This is a genomic window from Hymenobacter cyanobacteriorum (assembly GCF_022631375.1).
GTDB lineage: Bacteria > Bacteroidota > Bacteroidia > Cytophagales > Hymenobacteraceae > Hymenobacter > Hymenobacter cyanobacteriorum.
In genome coordinates this window covers 228,609-251,249 of sequence record NZ_JALBGC010000004.1, presented here as the reverse complement: position 1 = coordinate 251,249, position 22,641 = coordinate 228,609, and the positions used below count along the sequence as shown (strand labels likewise).

Genomic DNA, 22,641 nt, shown 5'->3' with positions numbered 1-22,641 from the left:
GCCAGAATAATTCCGGCCGTTGGACTTGTGTAATAATCTGAGCCATTTATGGGATTTGAACCCATGACCTCTTCCTTACCAAGGAAGTGCTCTACCACTGAGCTAAAACGGCTTATTCTGAAAACGTGAGCGGGAGACGAGGTTCGAACCCGCGACCTGCAGCTTGGAAGGCTGCCGCTCTACCAACTGAGCTACTCCCGCAGATGGCATCCTATAAAAAAGTGGGGGTAACAGGACTCGAACCTATGAACCCGAAGGAGGTGAGTTACAGTCACCCGCAATTGCCGCTATGCGATACCCCCAGTTTTGGTGCTTCTTGGCCGATTGCCAAGAGGCGTTTCCCTTTTGATTTCCTGACTGCTGAACCAGTAGTGTTTCGTAAGGAGCTGCAAAATTAGTGGTTTTCTGACAACAGGCAAGGGTTGGCGCAAAAAAAGGTTGTTCTTTTTTTGCGCCATTTGCGGAAGTTGCTTTTACATAAGGTTATAAAGTGCCTTGAGTTTGTCATCGGTTTCCTTCTCCCGGATATTTTGGAGGGTGGCTTTGAGGCCGGGAGTACTGGGGACGAGCAGCGCGAGGCCGTGGTAGGCCCCGAGGCGCACTTCATATCGGGGGTAAGTGCGGGCGTAGTCTTCAAGAATTTTCAACCCCTTGTCGCGCTCGACGGGCGGGATGTTGCTCATGAGGGTGCCGAAGGCCTGGAAGTAGCCGTATAGGTCGGCTTCGGCTACATCAGGCAGACGGCGCAGGAACCAGGGGTACTGGTCGAGGCGGCCATTGAGGGCGTAGAATTTGGCAATTGCAAGGATGAGCGGACTGCTGCGGGTGTTCTCGATGGCCGCGACTTGCTGCTTGGAATTGGCTTCGGGGCGCTTAGCGAGTATTTCGATGGCGGCGGCCGACACCAGAATGGAGCTGTCGGCCACGGCAGCACCGTAGAGGTCGCCGTAGCTGCCGTCGGGGAAGGCGGAGAGGGTTTTGAGCGCTTGGACGCGGACGCGGGAGTTGGGGTCGGTGGTGGCGACTCTAATAATGTCTTTGCGCATACCGGTGGGCTCGGGGCCGCGGTAGCCGCGCAGGTGTTCGAGGGCTAGGCGGCGCACGTTCCAGAATTTGTCGTTGAGGGCGTTGCGCATGAGGCTGCTCACGCTCAGTTGGTCCGTCTTGTTCTGGAGCAGGTTCATCACCTCAGCCTTCTGCTGGTAGTTGCGGGCGTGGTAGAACTGGAATATCAGTTCATCCTGCGTGCGTTCTTCGTCTATTTGGGCCAGCAGTTGAGTTTCGTTGTCGAATTTTACCAACACAGGCTTCTGGCTGGCGGGCAACTGGAAGGTCTGGTCGGCTTTGGTGATGGTGATGCGGTGCTCGGTGGGCTGATTGCTGCCGGTCCAGACGGCGACGCTGACGGGTAGACGGTACACGGGCTGGAAAACCGTGTCCTGCACCTGCCGCACGCGCAGGGCTACCTGGCCGTTGGCGTAGGTGTGGGTGATGCGCAGTTCGGGGTGGCCACGCTTGAGGAACCACTGGTCGAAAAACCAGTTCAGGTCTTCGCCAGTGGTTTCTTCAAATGCTTCGCGCAGCTTAGAGATTTCGACGGCGGAGAGCTTATTCTGGGTGAGGTAGCGGTTGAGGGATGCGTAGAAAGCGTCGTCACCCACGTACTTGCGCAGCATGTGCAGCACGCGCCCGCCCTTGTCGTAGGAGTGGCGGTCGAGCATGTCTTCGCGGTTGACGTAGCGGTAGCGAATGAGTGGCTCGCGCTTGTTCACGGCCTCCTCGAGGTAGTTGTTGATTTTCAGCTCTTGGATGAGGCTGGCTTCGTCGTCGCCGTACTTGCGCTCGGCCCAGAGGTATTCGGAGTAATCGGCGAAGGACTCGTTGAGAGGCAGGTTAGCCCAGCTTTCGCAGGTGACATAGTCGCCGAACCACTGGTGAAATAGTTCGTGCACCACCACGTACTCGCTGGTTTGGTAGTTGGCATCGCGTAGCTCACGCTTGGTGGCCTGCACGAAGCTGCCGAAGGTGGACGCCGAGGTGTTCTCCATCGCCCCGCTGATGTAGTCGCGCACGGCCACCTGGGCATACTTGGGCCACGGAAACTCTACGCCCAGCTTCTTCGAGAAGAAGTCGAGCATTTCGGGCGTGTGGCCGAACACGGCGCGGGCGGTGCCGGCGTACTGGGGCTCGACGTAATAATCGAGCGGCTTGCCGTGCCAGGAGTCGCTTACCACCGCGAAATCGCCCACGACCATGGTGGCAAGGTAGGGCGCGTGGGGCTCGGTCAGCTTCCAGGTGTCGGTGCGGGTGCCATCGGGGTTTGCATGGGAGGACGTGAGTAGGCCGTTGGAAAGCGTTTTGAACTGGCTTTCCACCGTCATGCTGATTTCCTGGGTCATTCGCTGGTTGGGCTTGTCGATGGTGGGAAACCAGCAGGAGTTGGATTCGGTCTCGCCCTGCGTCCAGATTTGGCGAGGCTTGTTTTTCTCTACACCTAACGGGTTGATGAAGTATAGGCCCTTGTCGTTGGTGATGGCGGCCGAACCGCCCTGCGGCAGCTCGTTGGGCTTGGCCACGTACACAATGCGCACCTGGTAGGGCGTACTACGCGGGTACGGATGGTCGAGCGCGATGACGAGTTTGCGGCGGTTATAATTATAGTTGAGGCTCTTCTTCTTCTCCCCTACCAGCTCTACTTTCTGAATATCGAAGCCTTTGGCATCGAGGGTCAATTCGCTTTGCGGGTAGAAGTGCGAGCGCAGCGTGAGAATGGCCGTGCCGAGCAAGTGCTGCTTTTTGTAGTCGAAACGAACGTCGAGCTTGGTGTCGACTACATCGGTGAGGATGGTGGCGGCTGGGTGCAGGGGCGCATCGGCCGGCAGCCAGGAGGGCACGGTGAGGCCGGCCGCGGCGGGCGCAGGGGCGGCCACGGGCGCGGGCTTTTTGTGCACGGGTGGCCGCACCGCGCCTTTGCCGTTCGATTGGGCATCGGCCAGCCAGGTATTGCAAAATAGAAACAGGCCCGTAAGGCCTGGAATCAGATACTTCATGCCGACAAGTACGGGCTAAAACCGTTTCAATTTCCGAATTAATTTGAGATTTGGCCTACCTTTAACCCCGCTTTACTCCCACCCTACTCCTCCAGAATGTTCCAAATTAAAACCAGCGCCGACCAGCAATGGGAAGTCGACTACCGCGGCTCCGACGCGGTGACGCTTAACAACGAACCATTTGCCTGGGACATTGCCGACCTGGGCGGCGGGCGGTTCCACATTCTCTACGAAGGTCGCTCCTTTACTGCGGAGGTTGTCGAGGCCGACTACGCTACCAAAAACATTGTGCTCAAACTAAACGGCCAGCGGGTGGAGTTGCAAGCCAAAGACCGGTTCGACCTGCTACTTGAACGCCTGGGCATGGCCAACGCCACCGCCACCAAAGTGAACGAATTGAAGGCCCCTATGCCGGGACTCATCGTCGACATTCGGGTGCAGCCCGGCCAGGCCGTGCAGAAGGGCGACCCGCTGCTGGTGCTGGAAGCTATGAAGATGGAAAACATTCTGAAAGCGCCCGCCGATGGCACCGTGAGTGGCCTGAAAGTGGGACTGCGCGACAACGTGCAGAAAGGCCAGGTGCTGGTGCAATTCGCTTAGCAGCTGGCCAACGTGTTCATTATTCGATTTAACTAAATCCCTACGTCTTGAAATACAATCGTATTCTTCTTAAGCTCAGCGGCGAAGCGCTGATGGGCCAGCAGCAGTACGGCATCGATGCCGAGCGGCTGATGCAGTACGCCTCGGAGATTAAGACCGTGGCCGCCACGGGCGTGCAGGTGGCCGTCGTGATTGGCGGCGGCAACATTTACCGCGGTGTGCAAGCTGAAGCGTTTGGCCTCGACCGTGTGCAGGGCGACTACATGGGCATGCTGGCCACGGTCATCAACTCCATGGCGCTGCAAAGTGCCTTGGAGAAGCTGGAAGTGAGCACGCGCCTGCTCTCAGGCCTCACCATTCAGCGGGTGTGCGAGCCGTATATCCGGCGGCGTGCGGTGCGGCACCTGGAAAAGGGCCGCGTGGTGATTTTTGGCGCCGGCATTGGCTCGCCGTATTTCACGACCGACTCGGCGGCTTCGCTGCGGGCCATTGAGATTGAGGCCGATGTAGTGCTGAAGGGGACGCGCGTGGACGGCATTTACACGGCCGACCCGGAAAAGGACCCTACCGCTACCCGCTACCCCGAAATCACGTTTGATGAGGTGCTAAGCAAGAACCTGAACGTGATGGACATGACGGCCTTTACGCTGTGCAAGGAGAATAACCTGCCCATCATTGTGTTTGATATGAACACGCCTGGCAACTTGGAGCGCCTGCTGAACGGCGAACCCATGGGCACACTGGTGAGTGCCGGTGGCGCCGACCCGGGCCGCGACGGCCGCAAGCCTGCCCTCGACCCCACGCAAAGCCTGCTGCAACCATTAGTGGGCAACCAGCCCGAACAAGCGTAAGAAATTTTGAATGTTGAGTTTTGAGGGCTGAATGAGCGATTCTCCCTCAACTCAACGTCATTCAACATTCAACCCTCAAAATTCAACCCTTCGAAAAAGATGGACGAAGAAATTCAGTTTTACCTTGATGAGCTGGCCGAGTCGATGACCAAGGCGCTGGCGCACGTGAACGTGGAAATGAGCCGCATCCGGGCTGGCAAGGCCTCGCCGGCGATGCTCGATGGCCTGCGCGTGGATTACTATGGCACTTCAACCCCGGTGAGCCAGATTGCCAACATCACTGCTCCCGATGCCCGCACGCTGTTCATCAAGCCCTGGGAGAAGAACATGATTGGTGAAGTGACCAAGGCCATCAAAAACAGCGACTTGGGCCTGAACCCGATGTCGGATGCCGAGGGCGTGCGCCTGAACATTCCGGCCATGACCGAGGAGCGCCGCCGCGAGCTGGTGAAGCAGGCCAAGAATGAAACCGAAGCGGGCAAGGTGCGCGTGCGCGGCATCCGCAAGGATGTGAACGAGAGCCTGCGCAAGCTGCTGAAAGAAGGTGCTTCGGAAGATGCCGTGAAGAGCGCCGAGGAGAAGGTGCAAAAAACGACCGACACTTACATTGCTGAAGTAGATAAGGTTCTCAGCAAGAAGGAAGCGGAGATTATGACCGTTTGATTTGGTATTGTTACCAATGAGAAAGCCCGGCGAAATTCGTCGGGCTTTTTTTGTGGCGTGGGTTCGTTTGGGAAGTTACCGCAGAGGTGCGCAGAAGCAAATCGCCGAGGTACGCAGAGCTATTTCAGCAATTCGGCTTCGACGGCGGCAGGCACTAAGTAGCGGATGCTGCGACCCTCGCGTAGGCTTTCGCGGATGTAAGTGGCCGAGATGTCGAGCAACGGAGCGGCCATTATTTGGGCGCGGGGAAAGGCAGCCAAATCGGGCAGTGGGGAGCCGGGGCGTGGGTACACGTAGAGGTCAATTTCGGCCAGCAGGCGGGCGGCCTCCTGCCAGCGCGGGAGGCCGGGAAGGTTGTCAGCACCCATCAGGAGCACAAAATCAGCTTCAGCGTAGCGCTGACGCAGGGCGTCGAGGGTAGCGATGGTGTAGCTGGGGCGCGGCAGGCTGAACTCGATGTCTTCGGCACGCAGGCGGGAGTTGCCGGCAATGGCCAGCTGCACGAGGTGCAAGCGCTCGGCGTCGGGTCGCAGGTCGGCGGCTTGCTTGAAGGGGCTGTGGGGCGATACCACAAACCAGACCTCGGCCAAATCGGTGCGCGTGGCAAAATGCTCGGCCAGAATGAGGTGGCCGGTGTGCACAGGGTTGAACGACCCGAACAGCAGGCCGATGCGCTGGGTTGCCATGCTACGCTTGTTCAGCTACACAATGGAGGGCTCGCCGCTGATGAAATTGCGCACAAGGCGCTCGGCGTGGTCGCAGGCTTCGTCGAGGTTGTCGTTGACGACAGTCACATCGAACCGGTCTTCGAACGCGAGTTCGAAGTTGGCCTTGTATATCCGCGAAGAGATGCTGGATTTGGAGTCGGTGGCGCGGGCGTTAAGGCGCTGCTCGAGGACTTCGATGGACGGCGGACGCACGAAGATGGCCAGTGCGCGGTCTTTATAGAACTCCTTGATGCTGAGGCCGCCTTTCACGTCGACGTCGAGGATGGCGTGCTTGCCACCGGCCCAGATGCGCTCGATTTCCGACTTAAGCGTGCCGTAGAAGGCACCTTCGTACACTTCTTCCCACTCGACAAACTCGTTGTGGCGAATTTTGTCCTGGAAGTCCTGAACGGAAATGAAGTGATAGTCTTTGCCATTGACTTCGGCGCGCCCGCGGCGGTCGCGGGTGCAGGCCGAAATGGAAAAGCTCAGCTCGGGCAGCCGGTCCATGAGGCGGTGCACGATGGTGGTTTTACCGGCCCCGGAGGGAGCCGAAAACACAATGATTTTGCCTTGCATCGGGCAAAGCTAGCCAGAAGCCGCCGGAATTAAACCACTTCGGCCCCTACGCGCGCCAGAATCGACTGGTGCAGACTGGCCGGAATGGGCCGGCGCGACACGCGCTGGTTCAGGAAATTGATGAATACCCGCTGCTTGTCGAGGTCTTCGAAGCAGGGCGAGCAGTCGGTGGCGTGGTCGTAGAGGTAATCCTCGTCGGCCTCGGTCACGGCGTGGCCATCGATGAGTTGGTCTAGTACAGTATTCACTCGGTCGCAGTCGGGGCCATCGTTCGGGGGAACCGGAGCAACGGGGGCCGACATGTTGGTTTTAGTAGTAGCAGATTGTGCCATAATTGAAAATTACAAGGGAAAGGAATGAATAACAACGATGTACAAAGCTACCGGGGTAGCCTTGCTGCTGACGTTAATTATTCTCGGCCTCGGTTAGTTCCGTTTCGTCGTCTATTGTATCATTGCCATATCCCATTGACTGGGCGTATTTCTCCAGCTTATCCTTGAGGAAATTGCGGGCCCGGTGCAGGCGCGAACGTACCGTACCAATCGGAATATCAAGCACTTTGGCCATTTCCTCGTAGGTGAAGCCTTCGAGGTCGCAGAGGATGATGACGGTGCGAAAATCGACGGGCAAAGAATTCAGGGCACTGGCCACTTCGTCGCCGATGAGGTCGCGGGCCGACTGCTGGCGCATGTCGGACGACGACGCGCCGATTTCGCCTTCGGCTTCCACGTCGTCGGGGTTGTAGTAACCCTCAATCTCGCTGTAGTCGACTTTGGCGGGCTGCTTGCTCTTCTTGCGGAAATCGTTGATGAACGAGTTCTTGAGAATGCGGAAAAGCCAGGCCTTGGCGTTGGTGCCGGGCTCGAAGTACTCGAAAAAGCGGTACGCCTTGAGGTAGGTTTCCTGCACCAGGTCGTTGGCATCGTCCTCGTCGAGGGTGAGGCGATAGGCAAAGTTGTAGAGCGGGTCGAGCACGGGCATAAGCTCGGCCTGGAAGCGCCGGTCCTTCTCCTCTTTGCTCAGTTTAACCCGTTCGGGGGAATCGCTCATACTGGGGCGGGGAAAATTGCAGGTCGAAACCTACGAAAGAATAGAGAATTAGAACAAATTACCTGGCGGGCACCGGCAACTCACAAACGAGGGGTGGGCGCGTTGCCTGCCATGCCGCAGCAACGGTTTGCCGTTTGATAGCGCATCAAACAGCAGCACTCGCGGCACGGCTCAGTATCCGATGTACGGATTGCAACGGCCGCTAGGTTGCACAAAAGCCAGCAAGCCGCAAACTAACTAGATGAACAGGGCTTTGTTTGCCGACGGAAAGCGGAACTTATTCGATTGCCAGCGGCTCCCAGGCCAGCACGCGCGCGGCCACTGCCAGCGGCTCGATGGCTCGAATGCAGGTGCAGGCGGCGGGCTGGGTGCGGCAATCCTGGCAGTCGGGCTTGTCGAAAACCAGGAAACCAGCGTGCGGGCCCAGCGGGGCCCAGCGGCCAGGGTGCATGGGCCGGATGGGCGGGTACAGGCCCAATGCGTGGCGGCCCAGCGCCGCGGCCAGGTGCAGCGGGCCGGTGCTGCCGGCCACGAGGCCATCGGCGGCGGCGATGAAAGCGATGAACTGCGGCAGGCTGAGCTGGCCGGTGAGGTCGGCGGCGAGGAAAGCGGCATTTTCGCGCAGCCAGCCGGCCAGCTCCTCCCCTTCTGCGGCCGTGCCGGTGATGAAAACGCGGTGGCCGGCCGCGTGCAGCAGCTGGGCGAGGCGGGCGAAGTTGTCGAGGCCCCATTCGCGGGCACTGCCACGGCTGCGCGGGTGCAGGATGACGTTGAGCTGGCCAGGGCGGCGCTGGTTCAGGAGCTGCTGCCAGGTTTCGGCCAGCGGCTCGGCGGCTTCTAGGTGCACGAGCGGGGCCACGGCGGGCAGTGGCGTTTCGGCAGTGCCGCCCAGAGGCTGGAGGAGCTGCAGATTTAGCTGGGCTTCGTGCAGAGGCGAGTGGCGGCGGCTCAGGGCCACCAGCCGGTTGCAGGTGAGCCAGTGCTGCCAGCGGCTGCGCGTGCCGATGCGCACCGGAATTCGGGCCTTTTGGGCAAGGCGGGCCAGCAGCTTATTGGGGAAAACGTGGACGATGGCCGCCGCGCCGAATTGGCGCAGGGCGGCGACCTGCTGCAACTCGGGCAGCGGCTGCAGCTCATCCAGATTCAGAAAATCGTTGACCCAGGGGCAGGCAGCGGCTACGGCGGCCGTGTAGCTGCGGCCGATGAGCACTACCCGGCAACCGGGGTGCAGTTCCTTCAGGCGGCCGCACACGGGCAGGGTGAGGACGACGTCGCCGATGGCGTCGGTGCGCGAAACGAGGAAGGTGGGGGGAGTTTCCGGGCTCATGCGGGGGCTTGCTCGGTGCGGGTTTTCAGCTTGGCGAATTTCAGGAACACGCCCCAGGCCGAGATGCCGGCGATGCACAGGCCCGCGAAGCCGTCGAGGAAGCCGAGACGGAAGACGTAGCCGTGCACGAATTTCCAGAGCGGCTTGAGCAGCAGGTGAAACAGGCCGACTTGCGTTTTGCCGCGCAGGGCCAGCTCTTGGGCCGTGATGCTGGTGAACTTATTGAGCTGCGTGACGTGCTGCGCGATGCTGTGGTAGCTGTAGTGCAGGGCGTGGCCGGCCAGCGGCGCGGTGGTGAGGTCGGGGTTTACTTCGAACTTTTCGTGTAGCAGCAGGCCCGTCCAACGGCCCAGGCGGCGGTCGTAGAGGCGCAGCTTGCGGTCGGGGTACCAGCCGCCGTGGCGCACCCAGTGGCCGCAGTAGTTGGTGAGGCGGGCCAGCGAGTAGGCAGCGTGCTGCCAGTTGGCCTTGGCGGCCTGGATGGCCTGGCGCAGCTCGTCGGTGAGGACTTCGTCGGCGTCGAGCTGCAGCACGTGGTCGAATTGGGCCTGGCTGGTGGCGTAGTTTTTCTGTTCGACGTAGCCGGCGAAAGCGTGTTGGATGACGCGCGCGCCGTGCTGGCGGCAGATGTCGACGGTGTTATCGGTCGAGAAGGAATCGACGACCAGCACGTCGTCGGCCACGGTGCCCAGCGCCTGAAGGCAGCGGGCAATGTTGGCTTCTTCGTTGAAGGTGATGATGACGACGGAGAGCGGGACGGGCATGGGCGGGCAAATATCCGCCGTTTTTACTTGCCGCCCCGCAGCCCCGCCCGCAACATTTCCGTATCGCAAGCCGCCGGGCGTGCGTAACTTGCGCCCCTATTTGCAACTTCACCCATGAAAAAAACGCTCCTCCCCGGCCTGCTGGCCGCTGCCCTGCTGTCGCTCACGCTGCCTTCGTGCGGCCCCTCGGTTGATAACGAGGACGAGGACATCGTCACCGCCAAGCTGCCAGACCTGCCCGCTGCGCCCGACACCACCAAGGGCGCCAAGCAGCCCGAGCAATACCGCGAGCTGAACGCGGTGAACGCCACCGAAGACATCAAAAAGATGCAGCCGCAGATGTAGAACACGGATTTGTCGGATTCAGCGCGGATGTCATGAATTTCGTGAACGACGCCGAAACGACTTATTAGCTGATACTAGCTGCTGAGTAATTGAATTGGGCTGTTGCTGCAAGTGCGGCGGCAGCCCAATTTACTTTCCGTACTTTTTTTAGGGTTGATATGGATAACAATGTAACTCTGCGCCGCGGCGTGGAAACCGACCTGCCCCAGGTGCTGGGCCTGATTCAGGAGCTGGCCGAATACGAGAAAGCCCCGGAGGCCGTGACCAACACGCTGGCCGCCATGCAGCGCGACGGCTTCGGGCCAGACCCCATTTTCGGCTTTTTCGTGCTAGAGGATGAGGCAGCCCAAATCATCGGCTTGGCGCTGTACTACACGGCTTACTCGACCTGGAAAGGTCGTATGCTTTACCTCGAAGACCTAGTGGTGACGGAGGCGGCCCGGCGTGGAGGCCTGGGGCGCCTGTTATTCGATGCCGTGGTGGCCGAAGCCCGCGCCACCGGAGCAGTGCGCATGAAGTGGCAGGTGCTCGACTGGAACGAGCCGGCCATTGGCTTCTACAAAAAGCTGGGGGCCAATATTGAGAGCGAGTGGCTGAATGGCAACCTCGACGAGGCTCAGCTGGGCCGCTACGAGGTGGCACCGGCCGCGCTGGCCGTAGCCGCGCCCACCGGCCGCAGCCTGTAGAACTGGGGGGACTATTGCCGCACAAACTTCAGGCTGCCGGTGCTGCCCTGCGCATCCTGCCAGTGCAGCAGGTAGAAGCCGGGACGCACGCCAGCTACCTCCAGGCTAAGCAGGCTCAGGCCCGCCGACGCGTTGAGTGCCACGGCGCGCACGAGGCGACCTTGTTCGTCGTACACCCGGAAAGTGACCACGCCCGCGGCAGTGCTCGGGTACTGAAACTGGAGCGTCGTGCCCGTTACGGGATTGGGGAAAATGCCCGCCGTAGCCCCTTCCGAGCTGAGCAGCACGGGGGCGGCGTTGTCGAGCGAGCCATCGGGGCGCACCAGGCGCAGGCGGTAGTAGTGCAAGCCGGCGGGGGCCTGGGCATCGGTGAAGCTATACTGGGCGGCGGGCGGCCGGGCGGCTACGGTGCCCACGCGCTGCCAGCCGGTGGTGTCGCGGTCGGCGCTGCGCTCCACCACGAAGCTGCTCAGAAAGCACTCGTCGCGGGTGGTCCAGCTCAGGCCCGGGCCGCCCGTGTAGGTGGCTGACAATGCCGTGAGCGGGGCCGGCAGCAGGGCCGGGCCGCCACAGCCCAGGTTGCGGAAGCTGCGCACACGCAGCACCTGCCGGCCGCCGGCAATGTCGCTGGCGGCGCTTAGGGTGCGGGCGTTCTGGCCCCGGGCCACGGCGTAGTGCATCACCGCGCCGGGCAGAATGAGGTGGCCGAGCTGCTGGGCGTGGCCGAGCTCGTGCACGGCCACGGTTTCGAAGTCGATTTGCGGGCTCACGGCAGTGGCCGGGCCGAACTGAAAGTTAGTGGCATCGTCGAACTGCATGTCGATTTCCTTCACCCAGAATACCACCGAGCCATCGGGGGCGTAGCAGCCGCGGTAATAGCTGGTGGTGCGGCCCAGCACCAGGGTGGGCAATTGTGTGCCCTGGTCGAAGGCCACCACGTTCATGCCGTCGTCGGCAATGGCATTGCTGGGGCCGGCGGCCCCGTCCCAGTTCATGCCGGTATTGCAGCGCCACACTGCCAGCGCGCGCTGCCAGGCGGCCGTGGGGCCGGCCACGAAATTGGGCCCGAGCTGAAAGCTGATGCCGCCGCTGGCGTTCTGAGCCACGTGGTTGGGGCGCTGCAGGATGGTGCCGTCGGTGCTCTCGACGTTGGTGAGGGCGTAGATGACCGTAAGCGTAGCTAAGCTCTCGGCCTGGAGTTGGCCATCGGTCGTGACGCGCACGAGGCCCGAACCGGCCGGACGGCCGCCGCTGCCCGCCGAGGGCACCCGCACCTGAATGCGGGTATCGGTCCAGGTGAGATAATCGGTTTCGCGGGCTTTCACGCGGGTATTGCCGCCATCGTCGGCATTGCGAAACTCGACGAATCCCGTGCCCCGGCTGCTGCCAAAGCCACTGCCCGTAATGGTGAGCACCGCCCCCACTCCGGCTGGTAAACTGAGCGGGCTGAGGCCCGTGACCACTGGGGCCAGCGTGCCGGCAGGCCGGGCGGCAACTGGCTTGGGCAACGCGGGTAGCGGTTGCAGTACCTGCCGCGCCTGGCCCGTCAGGCGGGCCAGGTGCTGATAAAAGGCGGCGTCGAGGGCCGGGTAAGTGCGGAAGGGTTCGGCAGCAGTGCCGTCGGCGGGGTTTACTTCGATGAAGCCCTGCTGGCTGCCCACCGGCGTGAGCAGGTGGCCGGTGCCGGGCAGCCCGGGCCAGGCAGCCGGCGCGAGGAAGAACACGCCGCGCTGGCCGGGCGCGAGCTGCAGGGTATTGGTAAGGGTTTGCTGGTCGAGCCCCAGGCGGCCGCCCTCGGTGAGCAGCACCAGGCCGGCAGTATCGGTGGGCTGGCCTTTCAGCACCGAAAATACCTGTAGCCGGTGCCGGGTGAAAAGGCGATGGTGGCCGGCATCCCAGAAGCTTTGGGCATCGCGCACCTGGGCTTCTACAATCAATGCCGAAAGCTGCACGCGCTGCTCGGGGGCCAGCGGCAGCATCAGGCAGTGGGCTTCGGCGGTAGCGGCCGGGGCTTGGGCGCGGGCGGAGCCAGCCAGGGCCGCCAGCGTCACCGTAGCAGCCAAAAGCCACACGCGCCCCATCGACAAAACACCAGAAAACGGTAATGATAATGCCATGTATCAGCAGGAAAAACGAGTGCTGCCGAAGATACGGACGGGGCACGCCTTTGGGATGAGTTGACGAGCGGAGTACTGCGAAATTTCATTTCGCGGCAAGCGCAACGAGTGCCGAGGCGTTGGCGGCCTAGTGCGACGAATAAGTAATTGGGCGGCGCGGGACGCAGAGTAAAATTTCGCGGTAATTCGCCTACCGGGCAGGGTGGCGCTGGAGGCGGTAGGCCCGCCAGTCGCGCCAGATGGCTCCCACGAACACGTTGAGGCGGTAGCTGAAGTACAGGCCGTCGAAATCTTCCTTGTAGTCGATTTCAAACACCGACTTGCGGTAGCCCACGCTGCCGCTCACGCCCACCCAGCGGAAAGGCTTCACCAGCACGTTCACGCCGGCCTCGACGGGGAAGAACAGGCCGCGGGTGTCGGTTTTCACTTAGTCGTTCTGGTTGGTTTCGGTGTAGTGGCTGCGGCCCAGGCCAAACTCCACCGGCAGGCTGACTTCGAGCCAGCGTCGCTGCAAAAACACGTAGCTCACGTTGGGCGTGAAGTAGGTGAGGCTGAGTTCCGGTGTGAGGGTATCGACGACTTTCTTGGTGCGCTTGCCGTTCTTGATTTGGTACACATACAAATCGGCGTAGCTGCGGCTGAGCGTGTAGCCGCCCAGCCCCACGCGCCAGCGACGGTTGGGCAGCATGATGCCCGCGTTCAGCCCAATAATGCGCACGGCCGACGATTGAACGAACGATTCCCGGTTGTCCAGCGACAGCACAAAGCCTACCCGCCGGTGCAGCGGCCGAACCTCAGCCGCTGCCGGCGCGGGTGCAATGGCGGGCGTAGCCGGGGCAAGCTGGGCCGAATCGGTGGGTGCGGGCTGTTGGGCGAGGGCCGAATAGCCCAGCCCGTTTATCAACAGCAGGCCCACAAGTCGAATGATACTAGCGTAATGGTCTGTTCGCATCCCGTAAGTTATGGTCCTGAATGTCCGGCCGAAAGGCTGAACCACCAATCGTAATCGACCACATCCGTTGCCGTAATCGACCAATTCCATCCTTCGCTCCTCTCTCGACCAGATTAACGCGCCAGGGTTTAACAACTACCCCACCGGCGCGGGCTGCGGCTGCCACGACGGCGAGCCGCCCGCCACCACGGGCCAGCCCTCGGCCGAGTAGGTGAGCCGGTCGAGCACCAGCACGCGGCGCGAGTAGCCTTCCGAGTCGTCGATGGCATCGAAGGTGGGTTGGCGTGGGTCGATGGCGTGGCAGGCCAGCCAGTCGTGGCCCGCGGCATCCGTCACGACACAGTTGTGGCCCGGCGCGTGCCAGTGGGCGTTGGCAGCCAGCACCGGGGCCGCCTGCACTTCGAAAGGGCCGGTGGCGTGGCGGGCGCGGGCCACCAGCACAGCGTAGTGGGCGTGCGGGCCGCAGCAGTTGTCGCCCGAAAAAAACAGGTAGTACCAGCCCGAGTCGGCCCGGTAGTGCACCCAGGCGGCTTCAATCAGGCGATGGTAGTCAGCTTCGCTGGGCTGCACCACGGCGTGGGCCTCGCTGCCGGGCACGAAGCCGAGCCGGTCCTCGGCCAGCTCGCGCACCCAGATGGGGCCGAAGCCCGAGCCCCAGTACAGCAGGCGCTGGCCGGTGGCAGGGTCATCAAACGCCATGGGGTCGATGCAGGTGAAGCCGGGGCCTTCGAGCAGCGGCCGGCCGCAGTCCACGAACGGGCCGGCGGGCGCATCGGCCACTGCCACGGCCAGGCTCAGGTGGTCGGCGCCATCGGGCCGGGCCGAGTAGTAGAGGTAGTAGCGCCCGGCGTGCCGGCTCACGTGCGGCGCCCATATTTTTTGGCTTTGCTGCGCCCAGACGGGCTTTTCAGGCAGGCCTTCCCCCAAATCTTCCCACTCCACCAAATCCAGCGAGCGGGCCACCTGCAGGTTAATGATGCGGCCGGCGCGCTTGGTCTGGGTGCCGTAGGCGTAATACCAGCCATCAGGCGCGCGCAGGATGGTGGGGTCGGGAAAGTTGTCGTCGAAGACAGGGTTGGTGTAGGTGGCGGGCATGGGCAGGATTGGGAAGAGTTACGCAAGAACGTCGTGCCGAGCGCAGCCGGGGCATCTCGCTTGCATCGTTGAACTGAAGGTCAGTGATGCGAACGGCAGATTCACTGCCACACGCGAGATGCCCCGGCTGCGCCCGGCATGACGTGCGTCCAAGACTCTTTCCCCTCGCCTTCCCCCTACTCCTAATTATTCGATAGTACCCCGCCCGGCACTACCTGCTGGCGCAACCACGAATAGGCCGAGGCCACGTCCTGAAACACCACCACCCGGGGCGCATCGATGGCCTGCACGATTTCTTCGGTTACCTGGCGGGCCAGGGGGTCGTTGGGCAGCACCCAGGCAATGCAGCGCAGGCCGGCGGCCTGCATGTCGGCCAGCCACTGCTCGCCCCACTGCGTGAGCTGCACGGTGCTGCGCGTCATGCTCGAATAGTCGTTCAGCAGCTTGGGACAGGGGCGCTGGTGCTGCACGGCCAGCAGCATGCGGCAGGTCGAGCGCGACATTTCCTGGTTGTAGTCGCCGCGCCAGTCGGCATACAAACAATGGTTTACGGAATCGTGGGCAATAAAAACGGCCGGGGAATCGACGAGCGGATGCAGCTCCATGAAGGGTTGAATAGCGCCGCCGGGCTAAATCGGCGGGCAGAGGTGAAGAGGTAAAGCTAGGGGTTCTGTTCGAATATTCATAATTACCGATTCCCGGCCAATGCCGGTTTGGGTGTAGCTTTGTGGTTTGGCGGGCATTACGTCAATTTCATCCGGGTAAAGTCCGGTTTCTTCCCCCTTCTTTTATTTCAACTTTCGCATGCTTCGTTCTTTGGGTGCCCGGTCGCTGGTTTTAGTCGTTATGTTGCTGATGGCCGCGCCGCACGCCGGCCGCGCCTGGGGCGTGCTGGGCCACCGGGCCGTGGCCCGCATTGCCGAAAACCACCTCACGCCCGCTGCCCGCCAGCAGGTTAGTCAGATTCTGGGCTGGGAAACCATGCCCCTGGTGAGCACCTGGGCCGACGAGCTGCGCGCCGACCCGCAGTACAAGGAAACGGCCCCCTGGCACTACCTCAACGTGGCCAGCGGCCTCGACTTTGCCGCTTTCGTGAAGCAGCTGAACGACCCCGCCCTGCTGGCCCCGGCCGCGCCCACCAACGCCTACACTGCCTTGCTGCAGGCCCGCCGCGACCTGAAAGACCCCAAGAAAACCGCCGACGAGAAGCGCGTAGCCCTCAAGTTCCTCATCCACATTGTGGGCGACGTGCACCAGCCCCTGCACGTGGGCCACGCCGAAGACAAAGGCGGCAACACCATTGCCGTGAACTGGCGCGCCAAGGACGACAGCAACCTGCACAGCGTGTGGGATACGGCCATTCTGGAATACCCCGGCTTCACTTTCACCGAGATGAGCGCGACCTATGACCACGCCACGCCCGCCGAAATCAAGCAGTGGCAGAAGGACGACATCACGACCTGGGTGTTCGAGTCGTACCAGCTGTGCACCCCGATTTATGCAGCGGCGGCCACCAATCCCAAGTTCGACTGGCACTTCTACCCCACCTTCGGCCCCGTGGCCCAGCAGCAGGTGCTGAAGGCCGGCATTCGCCTGGCGGGCCAGCTGAACGAGCTTTTTGCGAAGTAAAACGACCTCGTTGAGGAACGCACGCAGCGGGCGGGTGGCGAGAGCTGCCCGCCCGCTTTTTTTATAGGCAATTAGCCGTTGCGATGGCCACCCAAACCGGTTCAAGCTGCGTAATACCGTCGGATGAATTAACAGCCGTAACCAGGTGCTGCTTTTCGCAACGCTTTTCCCAAACTCCTTCCTTTCTTTCTCTCTCATGGACATGCACCACATCCGCCGGGGCGCGGGTAACCCCCTACTCCTCGTGCACGGCATCGGCGGCAGCTGGCGCTCGTGGAACACAATTTTGGACACGCTGGCGGCCGAGCGCGAAGTCATTGCCGTGGACCTACCCGGCCACGGCGACACCCCGCCGCTGCCAGGCGAAAACTCCATCGGCACGTTTGCCGATGCGCTGACCGATTTTCTGACCCGCCACAACCTGCTGGGCATCGATGCCGTGGGCAGCTCGATGGGCGCCCGGCTGGTGCTGGAAATGGCGCGGCGCGGGGGCTCGCTCGGGGCTGTGGTGTCGCTCGACCCCGGCGGATTCTGGGAAGGCTGGGAAATACCGGTGTTCTACCACTCGGTGGCCGTTTCGGTGAAGCTGGTGAAGGCTCTGCAGCCGGTGATGCCCGCGCTAATGAGCTCGGCAGTGGGCCGCACGGTGCTGCTGCCGCAGTTTTCGGCCCGGCCCTGGGCCGTGGATGCCCGGCAGGCGCGCGACGAGATGTACACCTTCGCCCACACGCCCGTATTCGATGAGCTGCTCGACCAGCTGGCCCACGGCGAGGTGCAGAAGCCCGCGCCGCGCGGCAGCATCACGGCCCCGCTGGTCATTGGCTGGGGGCGCCACGACCGGGTGTGCTTCCCCGCGCAGGCGCAGCGGGCGCTGGCCAAATTCCCCGATGCCCGCCTGCACTGGTTCGAGCACTGCGGCCACTTTCCGCAGTGGGACGTGCCCGCCGAAGCCGCCCGCCTGATTCTGGCCGTGACCAGCGGCGAGGATTGGGAAGCGGCGCTGGCCGCCCCGGCTGCGGCTACCCCGGCCACCGCTCCCGGCCGGTTGGCCATCGCGGCCGGCATTGGGGCGGTGCTGGCCGTGGCGGTTGTGCTGCTACGTCGGCGCCGCGACCAAGCGGCGTAGCCGGGCCAGCTGGGGCCAGCAAAGCGTGCAGCGCCGCTTCGCGCCTGGCGTATGTCGCAACGTTTCTGAAGTACCGGGAAGGCCGACTAAGGTTGGCACCGGCCTGGCGGGCCAACCGAGCGAGCTTTTCGCCAAATGAACCCAGCCCGGCAATGGCCCGGCTACTGCCTTTACCAAGCCCCGGCTGCCAGCGCAGCCGGGGCATTTTGTTGCTAGATTTAGCCGATTTCAACATTTCCTTTCCACCCTCAACGCCCTTTCATCTTGCTGTTTTTCCTCGGAATCCGCCGCTCGACCATTGCCACCGAGCACCTCTCCGGCCTGGCCTGCGCCTACTGCCACACGCCCGAAACGCTGACGTGCACCGTGTTTTCGCGCTACGTGCATTTGTTCTGGGTGCCGGCTTTTCCCGTTGGCAAATTCAGCGTGACTTCGTGCCAGCACTGCAAGCAGGTGCTCACGGCCCGCGAAATGCCCGCCAGCTACGTCGCCCCCGTGCAGGCCGTGCAGCAGCAGGCCAAAACACCGCTCACGCATTTCGCGCTGCTGTTGCTATTTGGCGCGGTGGTGCTCCTTAGCTTGCTCATCAGCGTCTTCGGCAAGAAAGAGCCGACAGCGGCAGCAGCTACGGCTGCCAGCGCCGCGCCGGTGCCGGAGGCCGTTGGTACCCGCTACAAGTTCGACGTAGCCGACGAAGGCCGGCAATACGGCTTGATTGAAGTCACCGGCGTGACGGCCGACAGTGTGCAGTACCGCATGACCAACGCGCTGCGGGGCCGCCTGACGACGGCCAGCGCGGCAGTGGCCCTGCGCGACTCCGTAGCCCCGGGCAATGTCCGCCAGCGAGCTTCGCGGGAGCAGTGGAATTATTCTTCCAAAGGGCAGGGCCTGTTCAAGCGGTTTGATTGAGCGGCGGGCTATTTTGCCGGATGGCCAGTTGACAGCATACGCCGCAGAGTTTGACGACTGCAAACGAGACGCGAACTAAAAGTTCGCACTACAGCGGCGGCCGCTTTCCGAACCACGGGCGGGCCTGTTCCAGCTGCCCGGCCAGCCGGAAGAGCACGTCCTCGGCCCCGAGCCGGGCGATGAACTGCACCCCGCAGGGCAGCCCGTCGGCCGTCCAGTGCAGGGGCACCGACATGGCGGGCTGGCCCGTGAGGTTGGCCACCTGGGTGTAGGGCGTTTTTTCGAGGCTCTGCTCGGCCAGCTTCTCCACGATGCCCGAGCGGCGAATGAGGCCACCGAGGCCGAAGGTGTTCACCAGCTTCAGCAGCTTCTGTTCCAACGGCTTGGGCTGCAGCTCGCCGATGCGTACGGGCGGCGTAGCCAGCGTGGGCGTCAGCAGCAGGTCGTAGGTTTGGTGGAAGCGGCCGAAGGCGCGGGCGTGCTCGTTCCAAGTGTGGCGGGCGGCGGCGAAGTCGGCGGCGGTGTAAGTGCGGCCCAGCAGGCCCAGCAGCCAGGTGGTGGGCTCCACGTCGGCGGGCCGGGCGGGGCGGCCCAGATGCCGGGCCAGCGCGGCAATGCTGGCCCCGGTTTCGCCGAAATACAACATCAGAAACGCCGAGGCCACGGCCCGGCCATCGAAGGGCAGCGGCACTTCTTCCACCTCGTGGCCCAGGCTTTCGAGCAGCTTGGCCGCGTCGCGCACGGCGGTGGCGCATTCCGGGTGCAAGGCACTGCCCAGCGGATGGCCCAGGCTGAACCCAATGCGCAGGCGACCGGGCGCGCGGCCCACTTCTTCCAGGTACGGCCGGGCCGGGCTGGGCAGGAAGTAGGGCGCGCCCGCATCGGGGCCGCAAGTAGCATCGAGCAGCGCCGCGCTGTCGCGCACCGAGCGGCTGAGGACGTGCTCTACGGCCGCGCCCTGCCACTTTTCACCCTGCTCGGGGCCGGTGGGCACGCGGCCCCGGCTGGGTTTCAGCCCAAACAGCCCGCAGCACGCCGCCGGAATCCGGATGGAGCCGCCGCCGTCGCCCGCGCCGGCCACCGGCACAATACCGGCCGCCACGGCCGCTGCCGCCCCGCCGCTGCTGCCGCCGGGCGTATGGTCCAGATTCCAGGGGTTGCGGGCGGGGCCGTGCAGCAGGGGCTCGGTCACGCCCATCAGGGCGAACTCGGGGGTATTGGTTTTGCCCAGGATGTTGAGGCCGGCGGCCTGCCAGCGCTGCACCAGCTCGGCATCCTGCGTGGGTACGAAGCCGCGCAGCGCCCGGCTGCCCGAAGTATGCGGCGCTCCGGCGTACTGCGCCCCAAAGTCCTTCAGCAGAAACGGCACGCCGCCGAAGGGACCGGCCGGTAGCCCGGCCACCGCGCGCTGCCGGGCCGGCTCGTAGAGCGGGTGCACCACGGCATTGATTTGCGGGTTCACGGCTTCGGCACGGGCCACGGCGGCGGCGCACAGCTCGGCGGCCGTGAGCTGGCCGGTGCGCACGAGAGCGGCCTGGGCCAGGGCATCGAGGCGGTCGTATTCGGCGAAGGAGAGCATGGGCTAAAGGTAGCGGGCCGGGACCGAGCAATCTGCCGGAGCCGCATGTCCGTAAGTCGGTGGCAGACAATGCAGGCCGAATGAAAGGTCCGCTATTAAGCGTTATATTTCCTCGAAATATCAGCACTTAGCTAACCCGGTGTACTACTTCTCTTCTTCCATGGTCACGCCCGTTTTTCAGATTTCGGACTACCCGCAGGCCGTGGCATTTTACGTCGAGTGGCTGGGCTTTAGCATCGATTGGGAAGACCGGCCGGCCAGTGGCGGCTATTATTTCCAGATATCGCGGGGCAATATCGTGCTGCACCTCACCACCTATCAGCACGAAAGCTGCATTGGCGGCCGGGCCATTGCCGAGTTCACGGGCCTGCCGGCCTTCCATCGGCTGCTGCTGCAAAAAGAAGCGAGCTTCCCCACCCCGCCACTGCGAAAAACAACCTGGAACGATAAAGTGATGCAGCTGGAACTGTTCGACCCCGCCGGCAACTGCCTGGTGCTGGCCGAGGTGTGCGCCTAAGCAGCCCGTAACGTGAAGCAGCGCTTCGCGTCGCGTGGGTTAAGCAGCCGTTCGCGTGGGCAACGCCAACGCCGATGCAAAGCGCTGCCTCGCGTTACAGGCTCAGCAGTTCGCGGAACCGCACCGACTGCTGCCGCGACACCTCCACTTCGGGGCCGTCGCGCAGCTGCAGCTTCAGCGTGTTGCTGAACCAGGGCTCGATGCCGGCAATCCATTTCAGATTGATAATCTGCTGGCGGTTGGCCCGGAAAAACACTTTGGGGTCGAGGCGCGCCTCGAGCTGCTGCAGGGTGCGCGGAATGAGCGGACGGTGGTTTTCGAAGTGGATGCGGGTGTAGCTGCCGTTGATTTCGAAGAGCTTGATGTCGGCCAGCTTTACGAACCAACACCGCTCGCCGTCCTTTACAAACACCTGGTCCTGGGCCGTGAGCGGGGCCAGCGGGGCCTCCTCAGCGGGCCCGGCGGCCACGGCTTCGGCCGGCACCGGCGCGCTGATGCGGGCGCGGGCCTTCGCCAGCGCAGCCGCCAGCCGGGTTTCCTCCACCGGCTTCAGCAGGTAGTCGAGCGCATTCACGGCGAAAGCCTGCAGGGCGTATTCATCATAAGCGGTGGTGAAGATGACGTGCGGGGCCGTCTCCAGCGAGGCCAGCAGCTCGAAGCCGGTCTGGCCGGGCATCTGCACGTCGAGCAGCAGCAAATCAGGCCGCAGCGCCTGCATCTGGGCGCGGGCCTCGTCGGCATGGCGCGCTTCGCCCACCACCGTCACGTCAGGAAAGGCCTGCAGCAGGTGGCGCAGCTCGGTGCGGGCCAGGCGCGAGTCGTCGACGAGGAGCACGGTCATAGTTTGGGTGGATTGGTGAATGGGTGAATTGTTGGATTGGTGAATGGGTGGATTGGTGAATTGTTAGATGGATGAATGAGCTTAGTATTTATCAACCCAATTCGGACATTCACCCATCCAACAATTCACCCATTCAGCCATTGATTAAAGGCAGGCGCAGCTCGGCCGTCACGGTATCCGGCCGGTGCGCGTCGTTGCCTACGTGCAGGCTGGCGGTAGGCCCAAACAGCAGCTGCAGCCGCTCGTGGGCGTTGGGCAGGCCGATGCCGGTGTGGTCGGGCGCAGCGGCGTTGGGCTGGTAGCGGCCGGGGTTGCGCACGCTGATGAGCACCTGCGCCGAACCTTCGAGCTGCGCCGACACATGCACCGCGCCCCCGCCCGGCCGCGGCGTAATGCCGTGCTTGATGGCGTTTTCGACCAGCAGCTGCAGCGTCATCGGCGGCAGCAGGGCGGCCAGGGTGGCAGGGTCCACGTCGAGGGTGTAGTGCAGGCGCTCCTCCAGCTGCAGGCTTTCGAGCGTGAGGTAGTGCGTAACGGTTTCGAGCTCGCGGGCCAGCGGCACCTGCTCGCGGGTGTGCAGCTGCAGCGAGTAGCGCAGCAGGTCCGAGAGGTGCGTCATCATCTCGCGGGCGCGGGCCGGGTTTTCCAGCACCAGCGCCCGGATGTTGTTCAGGCCATTGAACAGAAAGTGCGGGTTAATCTGGGCCTTCAGGGTGCGCATCTCGGCATCGCGCACGGCGGCGGTCAGCTTCCACTTATCAATCTCCGCCTGCCGCAGGTTATCGAAATAATGCAGGCTGAAATACGCCGCCGACCACAGCAGCATGAAGAAAAACGAGTTGGCCGTGTAGCCCACGTATTGCAGCCACGGAAAGCCCTGCCAGGTGTGAGCCGTCGGATTTACGGCCCAGTACAGCAGTGTCACCAGCACCCCGGTGAGGGCCATGCTACCCACTGCTACCAACAGGTTGCCCAGCAGCAGCCGGGGCAGCAGGGCCGCCAGCGGCAGACGCGTCCAGCCGCGCCGGCGCAGGTACAGCCGCAGCAGGTGGCTGCCCAGCAGCATCGCGCCCGCCACGATGATTTCGATGGGAATAACTATCGGCCGGAACTTGCCAAACACCGTCGACAGCACGCCGCCCAGCAGCCCATACGCTCCCCAGCCCCCCACCTGGAGTATCCAATACAAGCGCGGGCGGGCCGAAGAGCGGGGCATGACTTAGAATCGATAAAGCGGGAAGCGACGGCCAAAGG

The 22,641-nt window shown here is 62.9% G+C and carries 24 protein-coding genes and 3 tRNA genes; 9 read left to right on the top strand and 18 right to left on the bottom strand.

All coding sequences use genetic code 11. The annotated features are described in order from the left end of the window. Positions 1-40 precede the first annotated feature (40 nt). The 4 genes from MON38_RS15285 to MON38_RS15270 all read right to left on the bottom strand — a co-directional run bounded on the left by MON38_RS15285 (position 41) and on the right by MON38_RS15270 (position 3,050). Positions 41-112, bottom strand: a tRNA-Thr gene (locus MON38_RS15285). 16 nt (positions 113-128) lie between these two features. Further along, positions 129-201, bottom strand: a tRNA-Gly gene (locus tag MON38_RS15280). Positions 202-222: 21 nt separating this feature from the next. Further along, positions 223-302 (bottom strand) — tRNA-Tyr (locus MON38_RS15275). A gap of 171 nt (positions 303-473) precedes the next feature. Then, positions 474-3,050 (bottom strand): M1 family metallopeptidase, encoded by a 2,577-nt coding sequence (locus MON38_RS15270; protein ID WP_241937048.1) that lies wholly within the window; start codon positions 3,048-3,050, stop codon positions 474-476. A gap of 96 nt (positions 3,051-3,146) precedes the next feature. On the opposite strand from MON38_RS15270, the gene MON38_RS15265 reads away from it, so the two are divergent. From MON38_RS15265 to frr, 3 genes are all read left to right on the top strand, one after another. Beyond that, positions 3,147-3,650 carry an acyl-CoA carboxylase biotin carboxyl carrier protein subunit gene (locus MON38_RS15265; protein WP_241937047.1) on the top strand — a complete coding sequence of 168 codons (504 nt, stop codon included), beginning with the start codon at positions 3,147-3,149 and terminating at the stop codon, positions 3,648-3,650. Positions 3,651-3,697: 47 nt separating this feature from the next. Further along, positions 3,698-4,501: a UMP kinase gene (gene pyrH / locus MON38_RS15260; RefSeq protein WP_241937046.1), complete on the top strand. Its 804-nt coding sequence runs from the start codon at positions 3,698-3,700 to the stop codon at positions 4,499-4,501. Positions 4,502-4,600: 99 nt separating this feature from the next. Beyond that, complete coding sequence (frr, locus tag MON38_RS15255) at positions 4,601-5,164, top strand: ribosome recycling factor (protein WP_241937045.1); 564 nt, start codon at positions 4,601-4,603, stop codon at positions 5,162-5,164. 119 nt (positions 5,165-5,283) lie between these two features. Here the strand turns inward: frr and nadD are convergent, their stop codons facing one another. The 6 genes from nadD to MON38_RS15225 all read right to left on the bottom strand — a co-directional run bounded on the left by nadD (position 5,284) and on the right by MON38_RS15225 (position 9,591). Then, positions 5,284-5,850 carry a nicotinate (nicotinamide) nucleotide adenylyltransferase gene (gene nadD, locus MON38_RS15250; protein ID WP_241937044.1) on the bottom strand — a complete coding sequence of 189 codons (567 nt, stop codon included), beginning with the start codon at positions 5,848-5,850 and terminating at the stop codon, positions 5,284-5,286. 15 nt (positions 5,851-5,865) lie between these two features. Beyond that, positions 5,866-6,450 carry a guanylate kinase gene (gmk, locus tag MON38_RS15245; protein WP_241937043.1) on the bottom strand — a complete coding sequence of 195 codons (585 nt, stop codon included), beginning with the start codon at positions 6,448-6,450 and terminating at the stop codon, positions 5,866-5,868. A gap of 29 nt (positions 6,451-6,479) precedes the next feature. Continuing rightward, positions 6,480-6,782 carry a hypothetical protein gene (locus tag MON38_RS15240; protein WP_241937042.1) on the bottom strand — a complete coding sequence of 101 codons (303 nt, stop codon included), beginning with the start codon at positions 6,780-6,782 and terminating at the stop codon, positions 6,480-6,482. A gap of 73 nt (positions 6,783-6,855) precedes the next feature. After that, entirely contained in the window at positions 6,856-7,500 is a 645-nt protein-coding gene (locus MON38_RS15235; protein ID WP_241937041.1) for a sigma-70 family RNA polymerase sigma factor, read from the bottom strand. A 277-nt stretch (positions 7,501-7,777) separates the two neighbouring features. Then, complete coding sequence (locus tag MON38_RS15230; protein ID WP_241937040.1) at positions 7,778-8,827, bottom strand: glycosyltransferase family 9 protein; 1,050 nt, start codon at positions 8,825-8,827, stop codon at positions 7,778-7,780. After that, on the bottom strand, positions 8,824-9,591 hold the full coding sequence (locus tag MON38_RS15225) for a glycosyltransferase family 2 protein (protein ID WP_241937039.1): 768 nt from the start codon (positions 9,589-9,591) through the stop codon (positions 8,824-8,826). The genes MON38_RS15230 and MON38_RS15225 overlap by 4 nt, the downstream gene beginning before the upstream one ends. Before the next feature lie 114 nt (positions 9,592-9,705). On the opposite strand from MON38_RS15225, the gene MON38_RS15220 reads away from it, so the two are divergent. Next, positions 9,706-9,936 (top strand): hypothetical protein, encoded by a 231-nt coding sequence (locus tag MON38_RS15220; RefSeq protein WP_241937038.1) that lies wholly within the window; start codon positions 9,706-9,708, stop codon positions 9,934-9,936. Positions 9,937-10,094: 158 nt separating this feature from the next. Next, complete coding sequence (locus MON38_RS15215; RefSeq protein ID WP_241937037.1) at positions 10,095-10,622, top strand: GNAT family N-acetyltransferase; 528 nt, start codon at positions 10,095-10,097, stop codon at positions 10,620-10,622. An 11-nt stretch (positions 10,623-10,633) separates the two neighbouring features. On the opposite strand, the gene MON38_RS15210 is transcribed toward MON38_RS15215, so the two are convergent. The 5 genes from MON38_RS15210 to MON38_RS15190 form a co-directional block, all read right to left on the bottom strand. Further along, positions 10,634-12,739 carry a T9SS type A sorting domain-containing protein gene (locus MON38_RS15210; protein ID WP_241937036.1) on the bottom strand — a complete coding sequence of 702 codons (2,106 nt, stop codon included), beginning with the start codon at positions 12,737-12,739 and terminating at the stop codon, positions 10,634-10,636. Between the two features lie 190 nt (positions 12,740-12,929). Continuing rightward, positions 12,930-13,166, bottom strand: a complete 237-nt coding sequence (locus MON38_RS15205) for a hypothetical protein (protein WP_241937035.1) — start codon at positions 13,164-13,166, stop codon at positions 12,930-12,932. Next, positions 13,167-13,655: a hypothetical protein gene (locus MON38_RS15200; RefSeq protein WP_241937034.1), complete on the bottom strand. Its 489-nt coding sequence runs from the start codon at positions 13,653-13,655 to the stop codon at positions 13,167-13,169. It abuts the gene before it with no gap. Between the two features lie 171 nt (positions 13,656-13,826). After that, complete coding sequence (locus tag MON38_RS15195; RefSeq protein ID WP_241937033.1) at positions 13,827-14,786, bottom strand: glycoside hydrolase family 43 protein; 960 nt, start codon at positions 14,784-14,786, stop codon at positions 13,827-13,829. 182 nt (positions 14,787-14,968) lie between these two features. After that, positions 14,969-15,391: a hypothetical protein gene (locus MON38_RS15190; RefSeq protein WP_241937032.1), complete on the bottom strand. Its 423-nt coding sequence runs from the start codon at positions 15,389-15,391 to the stop codon at positions 14,969-14,971. A gap of 199 nt (positions 15,392-15,590) precedes the next feature. Here MON38_RS15190 and MON38_RS15185 point away from each other — a divergent pair, with 199 nt between their 5' ends. The 3 genes from MON38_RS15185 to MON38_RS15175 all read left to right on the top strand — a co-directional run bounded on the left by MON38_RS15185 (position 15,591) and on the right by MON38_RS15175 (position 18,450). Further along, positions 15,591-16,415 carry a S1/P1 nuclease gene (locus tag MON38_RS15185; protein ID WP_241937031.1) on the top strand — a complete coding sequence of 275 codons (825 nt, stop codon included), beginning with the start codon at positions 15,591-15,593 and terminating at the stop codon, positions 16,413-16,415. A 196-nt stretch (positions 16,416-16,611) separates the two neighbouring features. After that, complete coding sequence (locus MON38_RS15180; RefSeq protein ID WP_241937030.1) at positions 16,612-17,541, top strand: alpha/beta fold hydrolase; 930 nt, start codon at positions 16,612-16,614, stop codon at positions 17,539-17,541. Positions 17,542-17,805: 264 nt separating this feature from the next. Next, complete coding sequence (locus tag MON38_RS15175; protein WP_241937029.1) at positions 17,806-18,450, top strand: hypothetical protein; 645 nt, start codon at positions 17,806-17,808, stop codon at positions 18,448-18,450. 88 nt (positions 18,451-18,538) lie between these two features. On the opposite strand, the gene MON38_RS15170 is transcribed toward MON38_RS15175, so the two are convergent. After that, on the bottom strand, positions 18,539-20,029 hold the full coding sequence (locus MON38_RS15170; RefSeq protein ID WP_241937028.1) for an amidase: 1,491 nt from the start codon (positions 20,027-20,029) through the stop codon (positions 18,539-18,541). 160 nt (positions 20,030-20,189) lie between these two features. Here MON38_RS15170 and MON38_RS15165 point away from each other — a divergent pair, with 160 nt between their 5' ends. Further along, complete coding sequence (locus MON38_RS15165) at positions 20,190-20,546, top strand: glyoxalase superfamily protein (RefSeq protein WP_241937027.1); 357 nt, start codon at positions 20,190-20,192, stop codon at positions 20,544-20,546. 94 nt (positions 20,547-20,640) lie between these two features. Here MON38_RS15165 and MON38_RS15160 read toward each other — a convergent pair whose 3' ends face one another. Together MON38_RS15160 and MON38_RS15155 are read right to left on the bottom strand one after the other, a co-directional pair. Continuing rightward, positions 20,641-21,387, bottom strand: a complete 747-nt coding sequence (locus MON38_RS15160; protein WP_241937026.1) for a LytR/AlgR family response regulator transcription factor — start codon at positions 21,385-21,387, stop codon at positions 20,641-20,643. Positions 21,388-21,520: 133 nt separating this feature from the next. Further along, positions 21,521-22,603 carry a sensor histidine kinase gene (locus MON38_RS15155; protein WP_241937025.1) on the bottom strand — a complete coding sequence of 361 codons (1,083 nt, stop codon included), beginning with the start codon at positions 22,601-22,603 and terminating at the stop codon, positions 21,521-21,523. Positions 22,604-22,641 lie beyond the last annotated feature (38 nt).